9 protein-coding genes are annotated in these 18,018 nt (G+C 42.9%); 2 read left to right on the top strand and 7 right to left on the bottom strand.

Annotated elements, in window-relative coordinates:
- Positions 1-30: 30 nt before the first annotated feature.
- A complete protein-coding gene (locus tag ACFO6W_RS25380; protein WP_380001803.1) occupies positions 31-4,065 on the bottom strand; it encodes a hybrid sensor histidine kinase/response regulator transcription factor in 4,035 nt (1,344 codons plus the stop codon).
- Positions 4,066-4,596: 531 nt separating this feature from the next.
- Between ACFO6W_RS25380 and ACFO6W_RS25375 the strand changes: the two genes are divergently transcribed.
- Together ACFO6W_RS25375 and ACFO6W_RS25370 are read left to right on the top strand one after the other, a co-directional pair.
- The gene (locus ACFO6W_RS25375; protein WP_380001801.1) at positions 4,597-5,976 is read left to right on the top strand and encodes a sulfatase family protein; all 1,380 of its coding nucleotides are present in this window, start codon (positions 4,597-4,599) and stop codon (positions 5,974-5,976) included.
- Positions 5,973-7,172 carry an anaerobic sulfatase-maturation protein gene (locus ACFO6W_RS25370; protein WP_380001799.1) on the top strand — a complete coding sequence of 400 codons (1,200 nt, stop codon included), beginning with the start codon at positions 5,973-5,975 and terminating at the stop codon, positions 7,170-7,172. Before ACFO6W_RS25375 ends, ACFO6W_RS25370 begins: the two co-directional genes overlap by 4 nt.
- Before the next feature lie 83 nt (positions 7,173-7,255).
- Here the strand turns inward: ACFO6W_RS25370 and ACFO6W_RS25365 are convergent, their stop codons facing one another.
- Genes ACFO6W_RS25365 through ACFO6W_RS25340 form a run of 6 tightly spaced genes read right to left on the bottom strand, consistent with a single transcriptional unit; the run spans position 7,256 to position 17,999 of the window.
- Positions 7,256-8,311, bottom strand: coding sequence for a glycoside hydrolase family 43 protein (locus tag ACFO6W_RS25365; RefSeq protein WP_380001797.1), 1,056 nt, complete (start codon positions 8,309-8,311; stop codon positions 7,256-7,258).
- Between the two features lie 11 nt (positions 8,312-8,322).
- On the bottom strand, positions 8,323-10,380 hold the full coding sequence (locus ACFO6W_RS25360) for an arylsulfatase (RefSeq protein WP_380001795.1): 2,058 nt from the start codon (positions 10,378-10,380) through the stop codon (positions 8,323-8,325).
- Positions 10,381-10,429: 49 nt separating this feature from the next.
- Complete coding sequence (locus ACFO6W_RS25355; protein ID WP_380001793.1) at positions 10,430-11,347, bottom strand: BT_3987 domain-containing protein; 918 nt, start codon at positions 11,345-11,347, stop codon at positions 10,430-10,432.
- A 36-nt stretch (positions 11,348-11,383) separates the two neighbouring features.
- Positions 11,384-13,147: a RagB/SusD family nutrient uptake outer membrane protein gene (locus tag ACFO6W_RS25350; RefSeq protein ID WP_380001791.1), complete on the bottom strand. Its 1,764-nt coding sequence runs from the start codon at positions 13,145-13,147 to the stop codon at positions 11,384-11,386.
- Between the two features lie 24 nt (positions 13,148-13,171).
- Positions 13,172-16,219 carry a SusC/RagA family TonB-linked outer membrane protein gene (locus tag ACFO6W_RS25345; RefSeq protein ID WP_380001789.1) on the bottom strand — a complete coding sequence of 1,016 codons (3,048 nt, stop codon included), beginning with the start codon at positions 16,217-16,219 and terminating at the stop codon, positions 13,172-13,174.
- Positions 16,220-16,250: 31 nt separating this feature from the next.
- Positions 16,251-17,999, bottom strand: coding sequence for a RagB/SusD family nutrient uptake outer membrane protein (locus ACFO6W_RS25340; RefSeq protein ID WP_380001786.1), 1,749 nt, complete (start codon positions 17,997-17,999; stop codon positions 16,251-16,253).
- Between the last annotated feature and the right edge of the window lie 19 nt (positions 18,000-18,018).

The raw sequence follows: 18,018 nt of genomic DNA, 5'->3' as shown, positions 1-18,018 counted from the left end.
CAGCATAGATTAAGGAGGACGTTAATGAAATCATCCTCCTTTTCTTGAAGCATATTCACGCGGAGAAATGTTAAAGGCTTTCTTGAAGCATCGTGAGAAGTAATTAGGTGATGTGAAGCCGGCCATATATGCGACTTCCGAAACATTCCGGCCTTCATTTATAAGTTTAAGGCTATGTTCCAGGCGTATTTTGGTAATATATTCGGTAGCAGACAGTCCTACCAGCTTCTTAAGCTTGGTATGCAGCAGGGTACGGCTTATTCCCACGGCTTCGGTGATATCGGTTACCGAAAATGACTTGTCGATGTGTTCTTTGACATAATTGTGTATAGACTCCAGCAGCTTTTTATCGTGGACACATATATCAGGCTCTTCGGTAAATGATGTGGCCAGATTATCCCGCATCCTTTTACTTAATTGCTGTTGCATCTTCAACAGGTTTTTCACTCTCTGCTGCAAAATGGCCGGATTGAAAGGCTTCTCAACATAGGCTTCCGCCCCGTATTCATAGCCTTCCATCTTATTCTCATCCCCGGATTTCGCAGTGAGGATGACAAACGGGATATGGCATGTTTCTATCGAGGACTTTATTTCGTTGCAGAATTGCAGTCCGTCCATGACCGGCATCATCAGGTCGCTTATGATGAGATCGGGGCTTAAGTCCAAAGCGGCTATAAGTCCCTCCTGCCCGTTGACGCAAAGGGTTGTCCGGTAATCCTTGTTAAAGATTCCATCAATAAAGTTCAACAGTTCATGATTATCTTCGACAATAAGTATATGCGGCCTTTCCTGAGAATTGTCTGTATTGAGCGTGTTTATCTCCGTTTTATTTTCTTCGGGGATCAGGTATGAATAGCTGTCTATTACCTGGTTATCGAATCTCTTTGATGATATTTCATTCTCTTTGAATGAGTCTCTATCGACATTCACTACCACGGTAAATTTGCTGCCCTTACCTTCACTGCTTTCGACAGAGATATCACCTTTGTGTAATTGGGCAAGTTGTCTTACCATATTCAGTCCTATACCGAAGCCGCTGTTCTCCTTTGTGTTAATAGTCTGATAGTATTTGTCGAATATCTGGGAGAGTTCCCCTTCGGAAATCCCACAACCCGAATCGGCGACTTCTATCCGGAGTTTCTCTGTTCCGTTATCGTTATACAATTCGGCAGATATACGGATCTCTCCCCCGGCATCAGTAAATTTCAACGCATTCGAAAGCAGGTTGAAAACAATCTTTTCCAGTTTTGAGGGATCGAAATAAACGGGGTACCTTGATACCGTTATATTTATAGAGAATAAGATATTCTTACTCTCGGCCAATAGCTTGAATCCGTTCGCTATCTCTATAATGAAACGCAAGACATATCCTTCTTTGACCCTGATCTTTTCTACTTCCGTTTCTATTTTACTCAGCAGGATCAGTTCGTCTACCAGATTCTGCATTCTTTGCACATTTTTTTGTATCGCCTGTATTTTTACCCTTGCCTCTTCAGGGAGAGCGGATTGAGTCAATATAGTATAGATCGGTGATACGATCAATGTCAATGGTGTACGGAGTTCGTGTGATATATTAGTGAAGAAATTGATCTTTAGCCTGTTTACTTCTTTGAGCTTCTCCTTTTCTAATCGTTCTGTAATTATCAGACGGTGTTCTTTCTGACGTATGGAAATTATACGGTATACTAAGAATATGAGTAATAAAAGTATCAGAAAGTATATCACATATGCAGTCTCCGATTTCCAGAATGGCGGCAGCACTGTCAGATGAATGACCCTTATTTCACTCTCATTCCAGTTATTATCGAGTGCGGCCCGGACCATGAAGTCATATGCTCCTGCCGGAAGATTTGCATATGTAACCTGATCCTGGTTGCCCAGATCAACCCACTCCTTGTCTATATCGCTGAGTTTTATGGCATAAGATATATTGCGCGAATGCACAAGGGAAGGCGCCGAGAATATGAAAGAGAAGGATTTCGCCTGACTTTCGGTAAGGGTTATATCACTGGTTTCATTGATTGATTTTTTCAACGGGGAATTTTCTTCATTCGGGAAAACGCTTTTACCCATTATCCTCATATCAACGATATCGACCCGTGGATTTGTCTGGCTGATATTGAGCATACCGGGTTGTATACGGATCAGACCGTTGATAGTGCCGAAATAGATTCGCCCCAATTTATCTTTGTAAACGGAATTGTAGTTGAACTGGTCGTTCGGCAGGCCGTCCTGAGTTGTAAACTTCGAGAATAGCCGCCGTTCTCTGTCAAATCTCGCCAGTCCGTTATTGGTTGCGATCCACAGGTTGCCTTCATTGTCTTCCGTAAGTCCGTAAGTAGTATTGGACGGCAGGCCGTCCTCTTTATCATATGCCTTGACGGTATTATCTTTTGTCCGGATAAGATTCAAGCCTCCGTAATGGGTAGACACCCATATATTCTTATCTTTATCTTCATAGACATAGTTTATGTAATCGTCTGAAATACTCGGTGTCGTTCTTGTCGAATAATTTATCACCTCCTGATTGTGTTTATTATACTTGAACACCCCTCTGAAATGTGTGCCCAGCCATATATTCCCTGAAGAATCTTCGAAAAGGACATCTATTTGCCCGGTCCTGAAAATACCGGATTCAAAATCGACAAATTTATTTGTGGATTTGTCGTAATTCAGCAGGCCCGAGGTGGTTCCTATCCAGATAAGACCATCCCTGTCTTGTAATAAGGCGAAAACATTGTTATTATTGAATATAGGATATTGCTGTTTCATGTAATATGTGAACTTCCCCGTTTTGGGATCATACCTGTTCAGGCCACCTAAGTATGTGCCTATCCACAGGATTCCTTCATCGTCCTTTAATAGCGAATGGACGTTATTGCTTGTTAGCCCTCCGCCATTGCTTTTGCTTCCATAACGGGTAAAGTTGTCATCTTCGCTGTGATAATAGTTCAAACCTCCATTTTCAGTAGCAATCCATAGATCATTGCCTTCCGCCCCTATGATCTGGCGTACAGCTTTGCCTCCGATACTGTTCTTGCTCAGTTCCGGAACATACAGGGCAAATCTCTGGTACGATTTAAGTAATAAGTTTACGCCTCCGAAGTATGTACCTATTACCATATTATTATCCCGGTCTTTGTAGATACTGTATACAGCATTGTCATTTATACTGTTATTATCGCTAAGGTCATTCAGGCAGACAAGGTTTTCTCCACTTTCAGTATCGTATATATTCAGTCCCCATTCTGTTCCGACCCAAAGCCTGCCGGAGTCGTCTTCCCTTATATGATGAATATAAGAATTGCTAATACTTTTTACAGTAGAAAATGTTTTCTCATGAGGATCGAAATGTAACAAACCTTTATCTGCTGTGCCAACCCACAGGTTATCTCTTTGATCTTTATAGAGGCAAATAAGGTCGTTGGTAGGGATAGAATTTTTGTTTTTAGGATCATTGTAATACAGAGTAACCGTACTATCCTTTAACGATACGTGGTATAATCCTTTTTTGGTAGCTACCCATAGATCACCTTTTTCATCCTTAACAATATCCATCGCATTCCCGTTTACCACTATGTTATTCGCCCCAACATAATCTTTAACATTAAAAAGGCTGTCAATATGCCTGAGTCCACGGGGAGCGGCTACATAAAATCCTCCTTTTCCATCCTCTATCATTCCGCGTACAAGTACATTCTTGACAACGGTTTCGAAACGGTCTTGTTCCCGGTTATATCTGGTCAAACCATAATTAGTCGCCGCCCATAATGCTTTATTGGAATCTTCATATAAATACCTGATGTCATTACTCAACAGGGAAGTCGTATCTGATGAGTTATGTTCATATACAACAAAGGTTTTGCCATCGTATTTGCATACACCATTTTTTGTCCCGAACCAAAAGTATCCTTTCTGGTCTTCAAGTATTGCAAAAACCGTGTTGCCAGGTAGTCCGTCTTTATTGGTAAGATGAGAAAAACGAAGTCTGTTAACCGAAGTGGGAGAGGCTGTAACTACTACATGTAATAGAAACAAGCATAACAATAAGAACAAGTGTCTCATTTTTAATTCACAGTAAATTAGATTGTAAACAAAACTAATAAAATAATCCAGAATACAACACTTATACAGCCTTCTTAACTTCTGCCAATAAACATTTGTACTAATAATAAGAACATATGTGCTTTTTACGGGCGATATATATAACTACTTTTGATATAAACCTGAATCAATAATCCATTTCATTTTTTAACATGATATTTCCTATAAAATAACGAAAAGGATTGTTGTTTTTTGGAAAATATTTTATCTATGTAATAAGCTTTAGCCTTTAGCTTATAATTCTTTGAAAGAATGGAATAAGTGGTAAATAATGAGTAATAAGTTAAGTTGTAAGTTTCAGGTTTTTATAAAAGATACGGGTTACAAGTTACGAGTTGTTAACTGTTTACTGCTAACTGTTCACTGATTTTCCGTTACCTTTGTTACTTTCTGCTTGCGCAATTAAATATGAAGGCGGAATCCAGGAGGTTCAACTTTTGATTCGCATGATTTACTTATTGTTATTTAACTATAATCAATAATACCGGAAAAATGAATAATAAGAATTTACTTTTATGGATAGCGGCAGGTTTACCCTGTATAACTTCTATCGCTCAAAATTCCCGACCCAATATAGTACTTGTTATAGCCGATGATTGCCGTCGTGGCGACCTCGGTTGTTATGGAAGTGCCGACGCGGTTACCCCGAATATTGACCGTATTGCTTCAGAGGGGCTGAAATTTAATAATTTCTTTCAGGCTACAGCGATGAGTTCCCCAACCCGGCACTGTCTGCTTACCGGCCTGTATCCGGTGAAATCGGGAGCTTATCCTAATCATACTTTTATCGAAGAGGGCATAAAAACCCTTCCCTATTATCTTAAAAATGCCGGTTACCGTGTGGCAATACAGGGAAAAAGGCATATAGCTCCGTTAGAAGCCTTCCCTTTCGAATTTTTGAGTCCGGGAGGTGACAATGTCAATATTGAAAAAATAGAACGCTTCATGGCCGATGTCTCAGAAAAGAAAGAACCTTTCTTCCTATACATCGCTTCTCACGATCCACATTCGCCGTGGACAAGAGGAGACCGTTCCCTTTTTGATGCGGAGAAGCTGGCGCTGCCTCCTTCCCTGGTCGATACAAAAGAAACACGTGAAAAATATGTCAGTTATCTGGCAGAGATCAATCAACTGGATTCAGACGTGGGCAAAATAGATGAACTGATAAAGAAATATAATCTGGATAATAATACTATATTTATATTTACAAGCGAACAAGGATATTCATTCCCTTTTGCAAAATGGACATGTTATGACGCCGGCCTGCAAACGGGCTTTATCATACGCTGGCAGGGAGTAACTTCTCCCGGAACCGAAACGGATGCTATGTGCGAATATGTGGACGTTACGCCTACCCTGCTCGATATAGCGGGTGCAGCGGTTCCTGAGGGACTTGACGGACGCAGCTTCCAGCCTGTAATAAGGGGTAATGCGGACCGGTTTAAAGAATATGTTTTTGCATTGCAGACGACCAGAGGCATCATTAGCGGATCTCCATATTACGGGATACGGTCTGTAAGGAACGACAGGTTTAGTTATATCGTCAATCTTACGCCTGAGGAGCCTTTCAGGTGTGTTTCGACCAAGAATAACGATCTTGTCTGGGCTTCATGGAAAAGAGAAGCCGATACGAACAATCATGCAAAACAGCAGGTGTACAATTACCAGTATCGCCCGCAGGAAGAACTATATGATATTATTAACGACCCTTATCAAATGAATAACCTTATAGGTGACGGTAAATACACCCGGGATGTAGAAATATTGCGCAAAGAGCTTCATAAATGGATGGAATCGCAAGGAGATCTTGGCCAGGCTACAGAAATGGATGCATTGAAACATAAATATAAGGAAAAAAACGAAGAAGAATGAATAATACTACCTACGCTACCCCATTTGCCAAACCACTATATGTAATGCTGAAACCTATCGGTGCGGCATGCAATCTCAGATGTAAGTATTGCTACTATCTGGAGAAAAAAGAGCTGTATCCCGATGATAAGCGTTATGTGATGTCCGATGAGCTTCTTGAGAAGTTCATCAAAGATTATCTGGAATCCCAGACCATGCCGCAGGTACTTTTCACCTGGCACGGAGGCGAAGCGCTGATGAGGAATATATCTTTTTACAAGAAAGCGCTGGAACTGCAAAAGAAATATGGACGTGGACGTCAGATAGACAACAGCATACAGACAAACGGCACATTGCTGACCGACGACTGGTGCCGTTTCTTCAAGGACAACAATTTCCTTGTAGGGATATCCATAGACGGCCCTCAGCATTGCCACGACAAGTACCGCAAGGGAGTGAACAACGAGCCTTCGTTCTACAAAGTAATGAAAGGCCTTTCCCTGCTGAAAAAACACGGGGTAGAGTATAATGCCATGGGAGTAGTCAACGACTATAACGTGGACTATCCGCTGGAATTCTATAATTTCTTCAAGTCCATCGATTGCCGCTTCATCCAGTTCTCTCCTATCGTAGAACGAATAAACGGGGAACCCGCCTCATGGAATGTACCTGCCGCGGGATGGGGAGATTTCCTTATCGCCATCTTCAACGAATGGGTAAGAAACGATGTGGGACAGTTTTACATACAATATTTCGACTCTACCCTGGCAAACTGGGTAGGTGCCGACCCGGGGGTGTGCACGCTGGCAAAATACTGCGGGCATGCCGGAGTAATGGAATTCAACGGGGATGTCTATAGCTGCGACCATTTTGTATATCCCAAATATAAACTGGGCAACATTAAGACACATACCCTGACCGAAATGATGTATTCGCCGCAACAGATGAGATTCGGACAGGACAAATACGATAAGCTGCCGCGGCAATGCAAGGAATGTGACGTGCTGTTTGCCTGCCACGGTGAATGCCCCAAGAACAGGATAATAAAGACAAAAGACGGCGAAGAGGGACTTAACTACCTCTGCGAAGGTTATTACAAGTTCTACAAGCATGTAGCTCCATATATGGACTTTATGAAAAAGGAACTCGACAATAAGAGGCCGCCGGCTAATATTATGCAATATCTGAAGGAGAACAGGATAGACGCAATGATATAGGAAACTGATAAGCGAATGATATTATCAAAGTATATCTTTTACTTCCATCCTGTATCCCCTTATTATTTTGGAGAGAGTAAATGTTAAAAATTTCCCGATGGCTTAGGCTGCCTCCGGCTTGCAGGTTCTGCCTTGCCGAATACAGGAGCGCCACTCTTGCCGAAAGTAAATTGCTGTATGCGTATATCCCTTCTCCATCCGGGTTTTAGGTCGATCTTGGAATGGTAAACGATCCAGTTTTGTGTTCCGTCCGGCGATGTTGTGAAACTGGCATGTCCTACACCGTGAACCTTATTATTCCCCGTAAAAACGGGACCGGATTTTTCCCAGTTAGCCCGCTCCAGAAGATCGGCGTCCTTATCTTTCAACCTCAGTAGAGCCAGCTTGTAGGTTTCCAGCCACGACTGCCCGCAAGAATAGATAATAAACAGGTTATCACCATTTATCAGCACTTCGGGACCTTCATTCAGATCGAGAGGGCCGCCTGTTTCCCATTTTGCATCCGGTTTCGATAACAGTATCCGGCCTGTCGATAAAGTCCAGGGATTTTCCATTCCGGCAATATACAGATATTGCTGCGTCTTGTCCGTTTTCTCTATCTGCTCCCAGCCGGACCACACAGCATATAGCTTGTTTTTCCATTCGAAAACGGTCATATCTATCGCCCAGCGATTTTCCCGCGGATCATCTTTCTTTCTCAGGTCATCCCCCGTGAACATCATCCCCTTATCTATATATGCACCCTGTGGATCTTCGGTGACCGATTCCAGAACTCCTGTACGCTGATGTATGAAAGGGGGGCCTGACTCTCCGGCAGCATAGTAGATGTACCATTTGCCACGGACATAATGCAGTTCGGGAGCCCAGATACACCTTTTGTTCCATCCTTCGGACGGAGGGCTCCATACTGTTACGGGATCACCCTGCTTATGCAGCTCTGTCGTTTTGGAGACAGCAATTCCTGCTCCTTTTACAAAACAATAATAATAACAGCTATCGGTTTTAATAACCCATGGATCAGCCCCCTTGGCTATAGGATTATTAAAATACTTGTCACCGCTATCATCCTTATCCTGTGCGTACAGAAACGGCACAGGATAAAGAATAAGTATCAAGAATATTATGCAACAGTTTTTCATGGAATTGTATATTATTTCACTATAAGCCTGACATCATCTATCCAGCTGGTGTTGCCCGAAGCGCCCACATAAAAGACGATCTGGTAACGTCCCTTGTCCGGGATGGGAATGTCCTTGAAATCGAATGTCTGCAACTCTTTAGTGAGGGTTATCTCTTTATCCAAAGCCTTAGCCGCCTGATTTCCGGCTTCTTCTACCCTGAAGAAAATAGTCGATGTCTTATCCGACCTGCCTTTGAAAGAAACAGTAGCGACCGCATTTTCTTTTCCGGTATTGAATACCCACTTCATAAGGGATGAATTAGGCTTCCTTCCTTTTTTCTTAATATCGATACGGGCTGTTTTCCTGCCCGATATAGTGTTTACGGTATCGATACTGAACCTTACATCCGCGCCATCCTTTGTAACGATATTCCAATCGCCGAAATTGTCATCGAATTCCCCGTTTATATCGTCACGCTTATAAGCCTGCTGACGCTGCCCGTATCCGCGGGTGTCCATAGGTGTTACTCCTATCCTGTCCGCCCATTGCTTCCACCATTCATACATTCTGGCACGCCTTTCAGGGAATTTTCCGGACAGATCGGTCATTTCTGTCGGATCGGCTTCCATATCATACAGTTTAACGGATGACTCGTCATACCTGGTTCCCTCGTCCGTTTTCGACACTATCTTCCACTTGCCGTCCCTTACTGCTATATTTGCTTCATGTTCCCAGAATGTGATGTCGCGGTTTGTCGTTCCCCCTTTAAAATTAGGGACAAGGCTGACGCCCTGCATCGGCGTAATTTGGTGGCCTTTGTAATTTTTCGGATATTCGGCTCCCGACAGGTCGACACATGTAGCCATAATGTCGGTAAAATGGCCATACTCATTCACAAACGATCTGTTCAGCTTCTTATCAATTCCGGCCGGGTAATGTACGATAAGCGGGGAAGCTATCCCCCCTTCATTTGTATAGTGTTTGTATTCCCTGTAGGGTGTACTGCTCAGATTTGCCCAGTTGATACGATAGCTTTCATATGTATCCTGTTTTCCATCTACGGCTTTGCGTTTTCCGCCACTGATAAACTCCGCGCAGGCGCCATTATCTGCCATAAACATAATGATTGTATTATCCGACTGTCCTTTTTCCTTCAGCTTTTCAACCAATCGTCCGATACCCTGGTCCATGGCATCTATTTGCGCGGCATATATTGCCATACGCATCGTAAATTCGTGCTGCTGCTCCGGCGTGAGTTTGTCCCATGCTTCTACAGCCTGATCCCGTGGAGAAAGAACAGCGTCGCTCCCGAATAATCCCATTTTTTGCTGGCGTTCGAATCGTTCCGCCCTCAGTTGGTCCCACCCGGCTTTGTACCGTTGCACATACTTTTCTATATCCTTTTCTAAAGCATGCAGCGGCCAGTGGGGAGCATTGTAGGCAAGGTAAAGGAAAAACGGGCTTTCCGAAAAGTTATGCTTGTCTATATAGTTTATAGCATTGTCGCTGATGGCATGGGTAAAATAGAATGAACCGTCTTTAGGTGTTTCAACCCTTTTGTTATTAATATTTACAACAGTTTCGAAATAGTTTGCCGCTCCTCCTACGATTCCGTAGAACTTATCAAATCCTCTCTGGTTCGGCCAGTTGTCCATTACCGCCCCTTCGTTCTGACGGTCACTGCTCAAATGCCATTTACCGCTCATATACGTTTTATAACCGGCTGTCCTGAGCACTTCGGCAATAGTAACACATTCGTTATTTAAAAATCCCTGGTAGGGAGGACGTTGCAGATTGGCAGCAGCCATCCATCCCATTCCTGCCTGATGAGGATACAGACCGGTCATTAACGCGGCCCTGGACGGACAGCTACGGGCCGAATTGTAAAACTGGCGGTAGCGGATACCGTCTTCGGCCAGTTTATCCAGATTGGGCGTTTCCACCTCGCCTCCATAACATCCCAGGTCGGAATATCCCATATCGTCGGCAAGGATAACTATTATATTGGGCTTTTCCTGAGCATTGCTTATTGCAGATGCTCCGGCAAAGGCCAATCCTAAATAGGAGAATTTTCTACTGACTTTCATTTTTTCATTAAAGTTATTCGATTTATTCGAGAGAGAAAATTAAGATCAACTAAAAACCTCTCCATTCATTTATATATAACCCGTTGCTCTGAACATCCCGTATTCTGTTCCTGAATACCAGCTCTTCCGAAACCTTGTATGTAGAACCACCCTTTGCATACTGATAATTCAGCCTGAAAGTTTTCGTAGATACATCATAGGTCGATTTTCCGTCGGGAGATACCACTACCGGCGAAGTTGGGTCGGGAAGTATGCTAATTTCCCCGCCTCCATATACCGGAACATCCACAATAAACGAATATGTGGCCTTTGCCGGGTCCTTCGACTGGGAGGTTGCATCTGCAACGACACGCATCCTGGTAGGGCCTGTAGTTTTCAGCAAACGATAACTTTCCGTAACGGTGGAAATATTTGCATAAGTAGTTTCTGTTGAAACTCCCGCGTTTGTTGCAGTGATCTTTCCACTATATGTATAATTCCCATGCTGTTTGGCAAAATAGCTGACAGAGAGTTTCATATAATTCATCCCTGCATTTATCGAGTCTATAGTTGAAGATGAGACCAGTCGTATAGGTATTATGTATTCTCCTGTCAAGGATTTTGGATCGTTCAGGAAAGTAAGCGAATCTAATTTTACCGGGAGGTAACCCTTCAACTGGCCTTTAGGTATTCTGATTTCCGAATCCCCAAAGCTATAGAAGGTCTGAGGTAATTCGTACTGACCTGCCGTGTTGATCAGTGACGGGTCTATGGTATAGCTGACAGACCTGTCCTGTCTGTTGTCTACTACTCCCGAAAAAATAACTCCTATTTCCAGCTCAAGCCCTTCCCCCACTATAATGTTCCTGTTATAGGACTGGTTGGGGAGATAAACAGAAGTGTAGGGATAAACAACATCTTCTTCTTCGAAACCGCAAGAGTAGAATATTCCCAGAAGTATTACGGATATTAATAAATATTTTTTCATATTATAAGCTTTTTTGTAGTACAATCATGTAATGTATTATTGCCAGCCATAATTTTGTACAAGGCTCGGAGCATTGTATAATTCCATGTATGGTATAGGCTGATATGGTGATAAAAACCTTCTTTTTTCCAATAATATTTTCTCGTAAGAAAATGTATTGTCTTCTTTCTTCGTGATTTTCATACCGTATACATCCACATTGAGGCTTGTCACACTGTTATTGCCGATCCAGCGGCGCAGGTCATAAAAGTAATGGCCTTCAAAACTTAATTCCAATCTGCGCTCATTCCGGAGATAAGTTCGGAATTTATTTCCATCCGCCCCTATCACCTTATTAAGGTATGCTTCTCCGCTTCCGTACTTGACTAGTATGCTTTTCAAAGCATCGTAAGCCGTAAAGCCAAATCCGCGGGGATCGCTCTTGACACCCCATGCTTCATTAGCCGCTTCCGCATAATTGAGGTATAACTCGGGCATGCCCAATATGATATTGGCCCGTTGAGTTTTCGTATCATTTCCGGGGATTAACTGAACCTGGTTTGTACGTAATAGCTTCTTTATATAGTAGGATGTTCTGGATGTCTTTTTCAATGGAACGTAAGCATCGGCACCCCCCTCATACGACTCGATGGTATAATAATTTCCCGGGCCCATTTTGCTTCCATTATAACCGACAAACAACGCCAGTCTGGGGTCCCTGTTCTGGAAAGGATTGGCAGAATAGTCATAGCTGCTTTCGGATAAAGGATATCCGTCTTTGTCGGGAAATGCATCCACATAATTTTGAGATGCGCCACTGGTAGCCGCCCCATACATCGATTGCGGATAGTGATTCAATTCATATAGCTGGTTCCCTGTCATTATCGGGCCTCTGAATAATATATCCCGGTTTTCATAGTTCTTATTATTCAGTTTGGCAAAATAATAATCATCCATTTTCGAAAGGTTACTTAACCCCCCGGCTGCTTTTATGGCCTCACCGGCAGCAATGGCCGCCTTCTCCCATTTTACCATATCATTATCCTTGTTGAATGCCGGGCTCGCAGCGTAGAGCAGTATTCTGGCCTTTAGGGCCATTGCACTTATACCTGCTGCACGGCCGTTTATACTGGCCCCGATGACCCTGTCCGTTCCCTTATACTCTACAGGAAGGTATTTGATCGCACTGTCGCAGTCGTTAACGATAGCCTGTACACATTCATCGTATGTCGCACGGGGAATATCCAGGTTATCGTCTATGTTCAGGATACGTCCTTGTACAAGAGGTACGCCAAGCATGGACCCGTCCTTTGCCTCTCCGCCAAAATTACGAAGAAGGTCTGCCAGCCAGTACGAACGCATGAAATAAGCTTCGCCGAGCAGCCGTTGAAATTCCCGCACATTATCTATACTGTCATTCTTATTATTGATTACATAGAAACGTACCGGAGTAGGCAGCTTCGCTGTAGGGTCCAACACCATTTTACTCAGGAAGATATTTATATTACGGATTTGCTTATATCTTGTCTCCCAGTTGTTCAGAGGGTTGTTGTCAGGGCGTAGCGCTCCCGTTCCGCAAATATAATAATCGCCTGAGAAATCATTGTCTACTGCGTTATCAGTCATATTTTCGAATTCGATATTATAGAAACCCGGCAAGGCTGAATAACTATCCATCAATGGCCCGCAGAAATATGCGGCATTGGCAAATACTTCCTCTTCCGTCATCGTGTTGTCTTGTTCGAGATCGAAAAAATCGGAACAAGAAGATAGACTTACAAACAGAAGTATGAGTACCGATATATTAATCTTATGTTTCATAATGATTATTTTTCTGTTTTTTGATTAGAATGAAAATGATAAACCACCTGTCAGTGTCATGCATAGAGGGAAGTTTGAAACTCCGGCGCTAAGACTTTCCGGATCGAGGTCTTTTATTTTAGAGATAGTAAATAAATTGGCTCCCCTCGCGAAAAACTTAAGATTATTGATACCGAACTTCGAAGTCGTTATATGAGGAAGCGTATATCCCAGTTCCACATTCCTTAACTTGAAGAAACTGCCATCTACAACCCAATAATCGGACGTTTTGAAATTATTGTTGCTGTATTCCGCCCTCAGTACCGGATGAGGATTTCCGTTTGGAAGACCGTCCTTCAATACGTTCGAATATTTTCTGTTACCGTATATCTGGTAATATTTGTTATCCAGCACCCGGTCGAAACCAGCCAGACCGTATCCTAACAGGTCGAGGTTAAATCCTTTATACGCTAATTTAATGGTGATCCCATATTCGACAGACGGAGATGTGTTAGCTATGACAGTCCTGTCCCTGTCATCGATGAACCCGTCGTTATTTGTGTCTTCGTATCTGAAATCCCCCGGGACAACAGTTCCGAACAGCTGGACAGGCGCTTTATCTATTTCATTCTGGTCGGCGAATGTACCGGTCACCCTGAGTCCCTGTATATCTCCCATGGCCTGAATTTTAAGCAAACCTTCATATCCCGCCGGATAATCGGGATTAGCCTCTTTGGTGATGTCAGTTTTTCCATATGTAATATTAGCGCCTGCGGCTACCTGTAATTCCCCGAACTTTTTCTGATATAGGAATTCGGCTTCAAAGCCTTTGCTGACATAATCTTTGTAATTGCGCATCACCAATGCCGGGCCTTTACCTATTACACCGGGAGTGATATCGGTAAGATTGGCCAAAGCTCCCTTCAGTTTATTATTGAAGTATCCGGCCGAAAGGCTGAGGGAACGGTTCAGCAACAAGAAGTCAGCACCTATATTAAATTCGTAGCTTTTTTGAAAACCTATATCCGGATTCCCCGTCTGATATGGACGCGCAATATTATTGAGTCCGTTGAGGTCGGCATGTGCGCCACCCCTTTCCCAGACATCACGGTATAAGTATGCCGAAAACAGGCCGTCTGCCGTATAAGCGGTAGAACCAAGTATTCCGTAAGAAGCCCTGAGCTTCAGATAATCGAGCCACGGGATGTTTTTCATAAACGATTCTTCGGAAAGAATCCATCCTGCACCGAAGGTCGGGAATGTGCCGAATCTCTTATCGGGAGCGAAGGAGCCCACTCCTACATAATTCACACTCAGGTCGGCAATGTACCTGTCGCTGTACATATAGTTGATATTTCCTCCTATATTTTGTCTTTTAAGTTTTTGTATCAGCGAATTATATTCTTTCGTCTGCTGGAAATATACAATTAGGGCATTGATGTCATGTTCTCCGAATTTACGATTGTAAGTTGCCGTTACATTATAGGCAAAATTACGTTGTGTGACATCAGATGTCCTTGTCTTATTGGTTTCACGGGTATCTTTTCCCCATATCTTATATCCGGTAACTTCGGAACGATCCTGATTCATTACAGGTTCAAAGACGGAGAAAGTTCCTCCTTGCGATGATGTCATCGCAGTATATACATCGAAGGTTACACTTGGCTTTATCACCAGTCCCTGCACCCATTTGTTCAGATCAATATCCAAAGTCATATCCGATTGGATATAAGAATATTCACCCTCTCTATAACCATTATTCATAAGCATACCATATACATTATTCTGGTTTTCGGCAGTACCTCCCAATACAAATTCAGTATCGGGTTTTCCGGCCTTGTCTCCCGGAATGAATATAGGGAACTCATTGGGGCGGGTATCCGATAGCAGATTGAAGAAGGTCTGGGTAGACATATTAGGCCATTGCTTGTTGCGTAATGCCGCATTGAAACCTGCCTTGAATGTTATAAAATCCTTTATCGTATTGTCTACGTTTCCTCGTAATGTAAATGTCTGGTCGTTGTTCGGATATTTGGTGTATTTTTCTAATCCGCCATTTGTCTGGAAACCGACATGCGTGAAAAAGGATGTTTTCTCATTTCCTCCCGTAAACTGCGCATTGGCTTTGGTTATACCCATATTACTGTTCAGAAACATCTCATAGTAATCGATATCGGGATATAAGACAGGATCTCCGTTGACATAGTTGCCGGGATTTTTAAAATATGGCGCCTGCCCCGAATTGATCAGGGCCTGATTGTACATCGAGGTATATTCATATGCATTCAGGTATTTAGGCAAACGTGTAGGCTTTTGTATGCCTGTCTGGACATTTACCCTGACTTTGTTTTCATATTTTTTACCTCTTTTGGTTTTTACCATCAGTATCCCATTCGTCTGTATACCTCCATACAATGCTTTTAATGAAGCATCTTTAAGCAGCTGCACGCTTTCTACCGTTTCGGGTTCTATATAATCTAAAGAACGCTCCACACCATCAACCAGAATTATGATATTCCCCAAAGGAGTACGCACAAAACTTGTATTGTTGGTTAGTCCCTGATCCATCGTATTGCTGATTATAGCATTATCCATAGAGAACAGCCCGTTGAGCCGCCCATTCAAGGCATTCATCATGTTTGTCGTAGGGTTTGCCTCAAGGTCTTCCCCCTTTACCTTGGAGTACGCTCCCACGGTACGGCGCTCATTTGTTTCTCCAAATGGTGTGTATATACGGCTTTCATCGCCCGTATAACCGACGATCGTTTTCATGGTCACTTTACCTGCCTCTAATTGTGATACAGACATCGTTTGCGTAGCATACCCCTCTGCCGTTATCTTGATTTTATCGTCCTTATATAAGGAAATTGTTCCTTTACCGGAGCCATCAACAGTATATGTATGACGGTTTTTGGAAGAAACTATTTTGGCCTTGCTTACCGGCAGCCCTTCCGTATTCACAATTTCGATTTGCACAGGTGTTTTGGTTTCTTTCTTTACTTTCTTTTCTTGTCCTGTTATAGGTTGTAGGCTGGATATCAAAAAGAAACCGACAAATAATATGCGATATATTCTGGATAAATTATTATTCATACTGTTTTAATTTTTCTGAGTAATTATTTGTTTACCAACCCGGATTTTGTTTGAAATTAGGACCTATATTAGTGTCGTCAAGCTTGATTACAAAAAGGTTGTGCCTGTCTTCGTAGATTCTTCTCATATAGAACTGTTTCTCAAATTTATATCCCGTAGGATAGACTGAGGCATTATAACCAGGGGCAAGTTTTGCTATATACATTCTCCATATATCCCTGTTCTCCGGCTGCGTACCGATTTTCCAACGGCGCAGGTCGAATATGCGATGCTCTTCGAAGCAAAGTTCGATACGTCTTTCATTACGAACGCGTTCGCGGAATTTGTCTTTTGTCAGGAATTTAGAATGTATTCCAGGCATCTGAGCCCGGTTGCGAACCTTATTAATAGCCTGTTCGGGCGTATACAAACATCCGCTATGCAGACTGTTTGGGGCACTCCATGCTTCATTTGCAGCTTCGGCGTATCCCATATAGATTTCGGCTGTACGTATATATGGCCATAAAAGCGGAAGATGTGCATTAAAAGTCATTCCCAACCATTTCTTTGCATAATACCCTGTTTGAGTAAAGCCCATTAGGGGTACGCCTCCACTCATTGACAGGTCTTTGCTGCCCTCAATGCCGGGTTTACTTTCATCCGTCTGATATATCTCCATTGTGCGGTTCATAACCTGCTGTCCGTTATATATGATGTTATAACTGAAGCGCGGATCTCTTCCGGCATATGGATTCTGTTCTTTATATTGAGACTCAGGATCATCTACAGGCAGTCCCGTAGCCTGCATTTCAAAACAGTCTACAAGTAACTGATTTACAGCCACACCGTATTTACCCGAAAGCTGGCCGGGCGGGCGTGCGGTATTCGTATAGGCATCCGATCCCCATTGGTGGTTGGCTCTCCTTCCAAATAATACTTCTTTAGTATAAATGGATTCATTATCCCCTTTGAATATGTAATAATAATCGTCCCAGTCGACAAGTCCGTGGCCAGCTTCTTCCATTACACGTATTGCCTCGTCTGCTGCCAGAGCAGCTTCCTCCCACAGGTCTTCTCCGGTACCATTTTCATACCGTGCCAGATCACTGGCTGCATATAGCAGGATACGGGATTTCAGTGCGAGAGCCGCAACGCGTGTGGGATGTTGAAATTCGGAATTCGGGATAGTATTTTTCAGGTACATTGCGGCAGAATCACAGTCTACTGCCGCTCTCTTATACGTTTCCTGCATACTTAGGCGGGGGTAATCCATATCTTCCGAGGCATTTGTTATAGGTGCATATAAATATGGCATTCCTCCCCAGCGGCGAGTTAGGTCCATATAGCAAAAAGCGCGGTAAAAATAGCACATGCCAAGTATTTTGTCACGGGAAACCGATCCTCCCGAGTAGAAATCTATATTACGTATTCCGGTATTGGCCACACGCAAATGCTTCCATATCTGCCCCCATGTTTCGTTATTACACATCGGTGCATCGCCATTGGTACGTAAAGCGTAGTAGTTTCCCAATTGTGCCTGTACCGACGGCACGCCCGAGTATAAAGCTGTAGAGATGGAGTTATCGGTAAGGCAATCGTAACTTCCTAAAGGCTTTACACCATTTTCATGATACAGGAAAAATGGATTTATAACCAGATATTCGCAAAAATTACGGTAATTAACAGAGTCTTTGAATACTTTATCAAAATCATATCCGTCAGCTTCCGGCATCTTATCGAGATAATCGCCGCACGATGCGAAAATGAATGTAAGGCAAAGTATGTATATATATTTTTTCATAACATTTATATTTTGATAA

This window comes from Dysgonomonas termitidis (assembly GCF_042654545.1).
Taxonomy (GTDB): Bacteria; Bacteroidota; Bacteroidia; order Bacteroidales; family Dysgonomonadaceae; genus Dysgonomonas; species Dysgonomonas termitidis.
The sequence above is the reverse complement of the archived record's forward strand: the minus strand, read 5'-3'. Positions and strand labels throughout refer to the sequence as shown.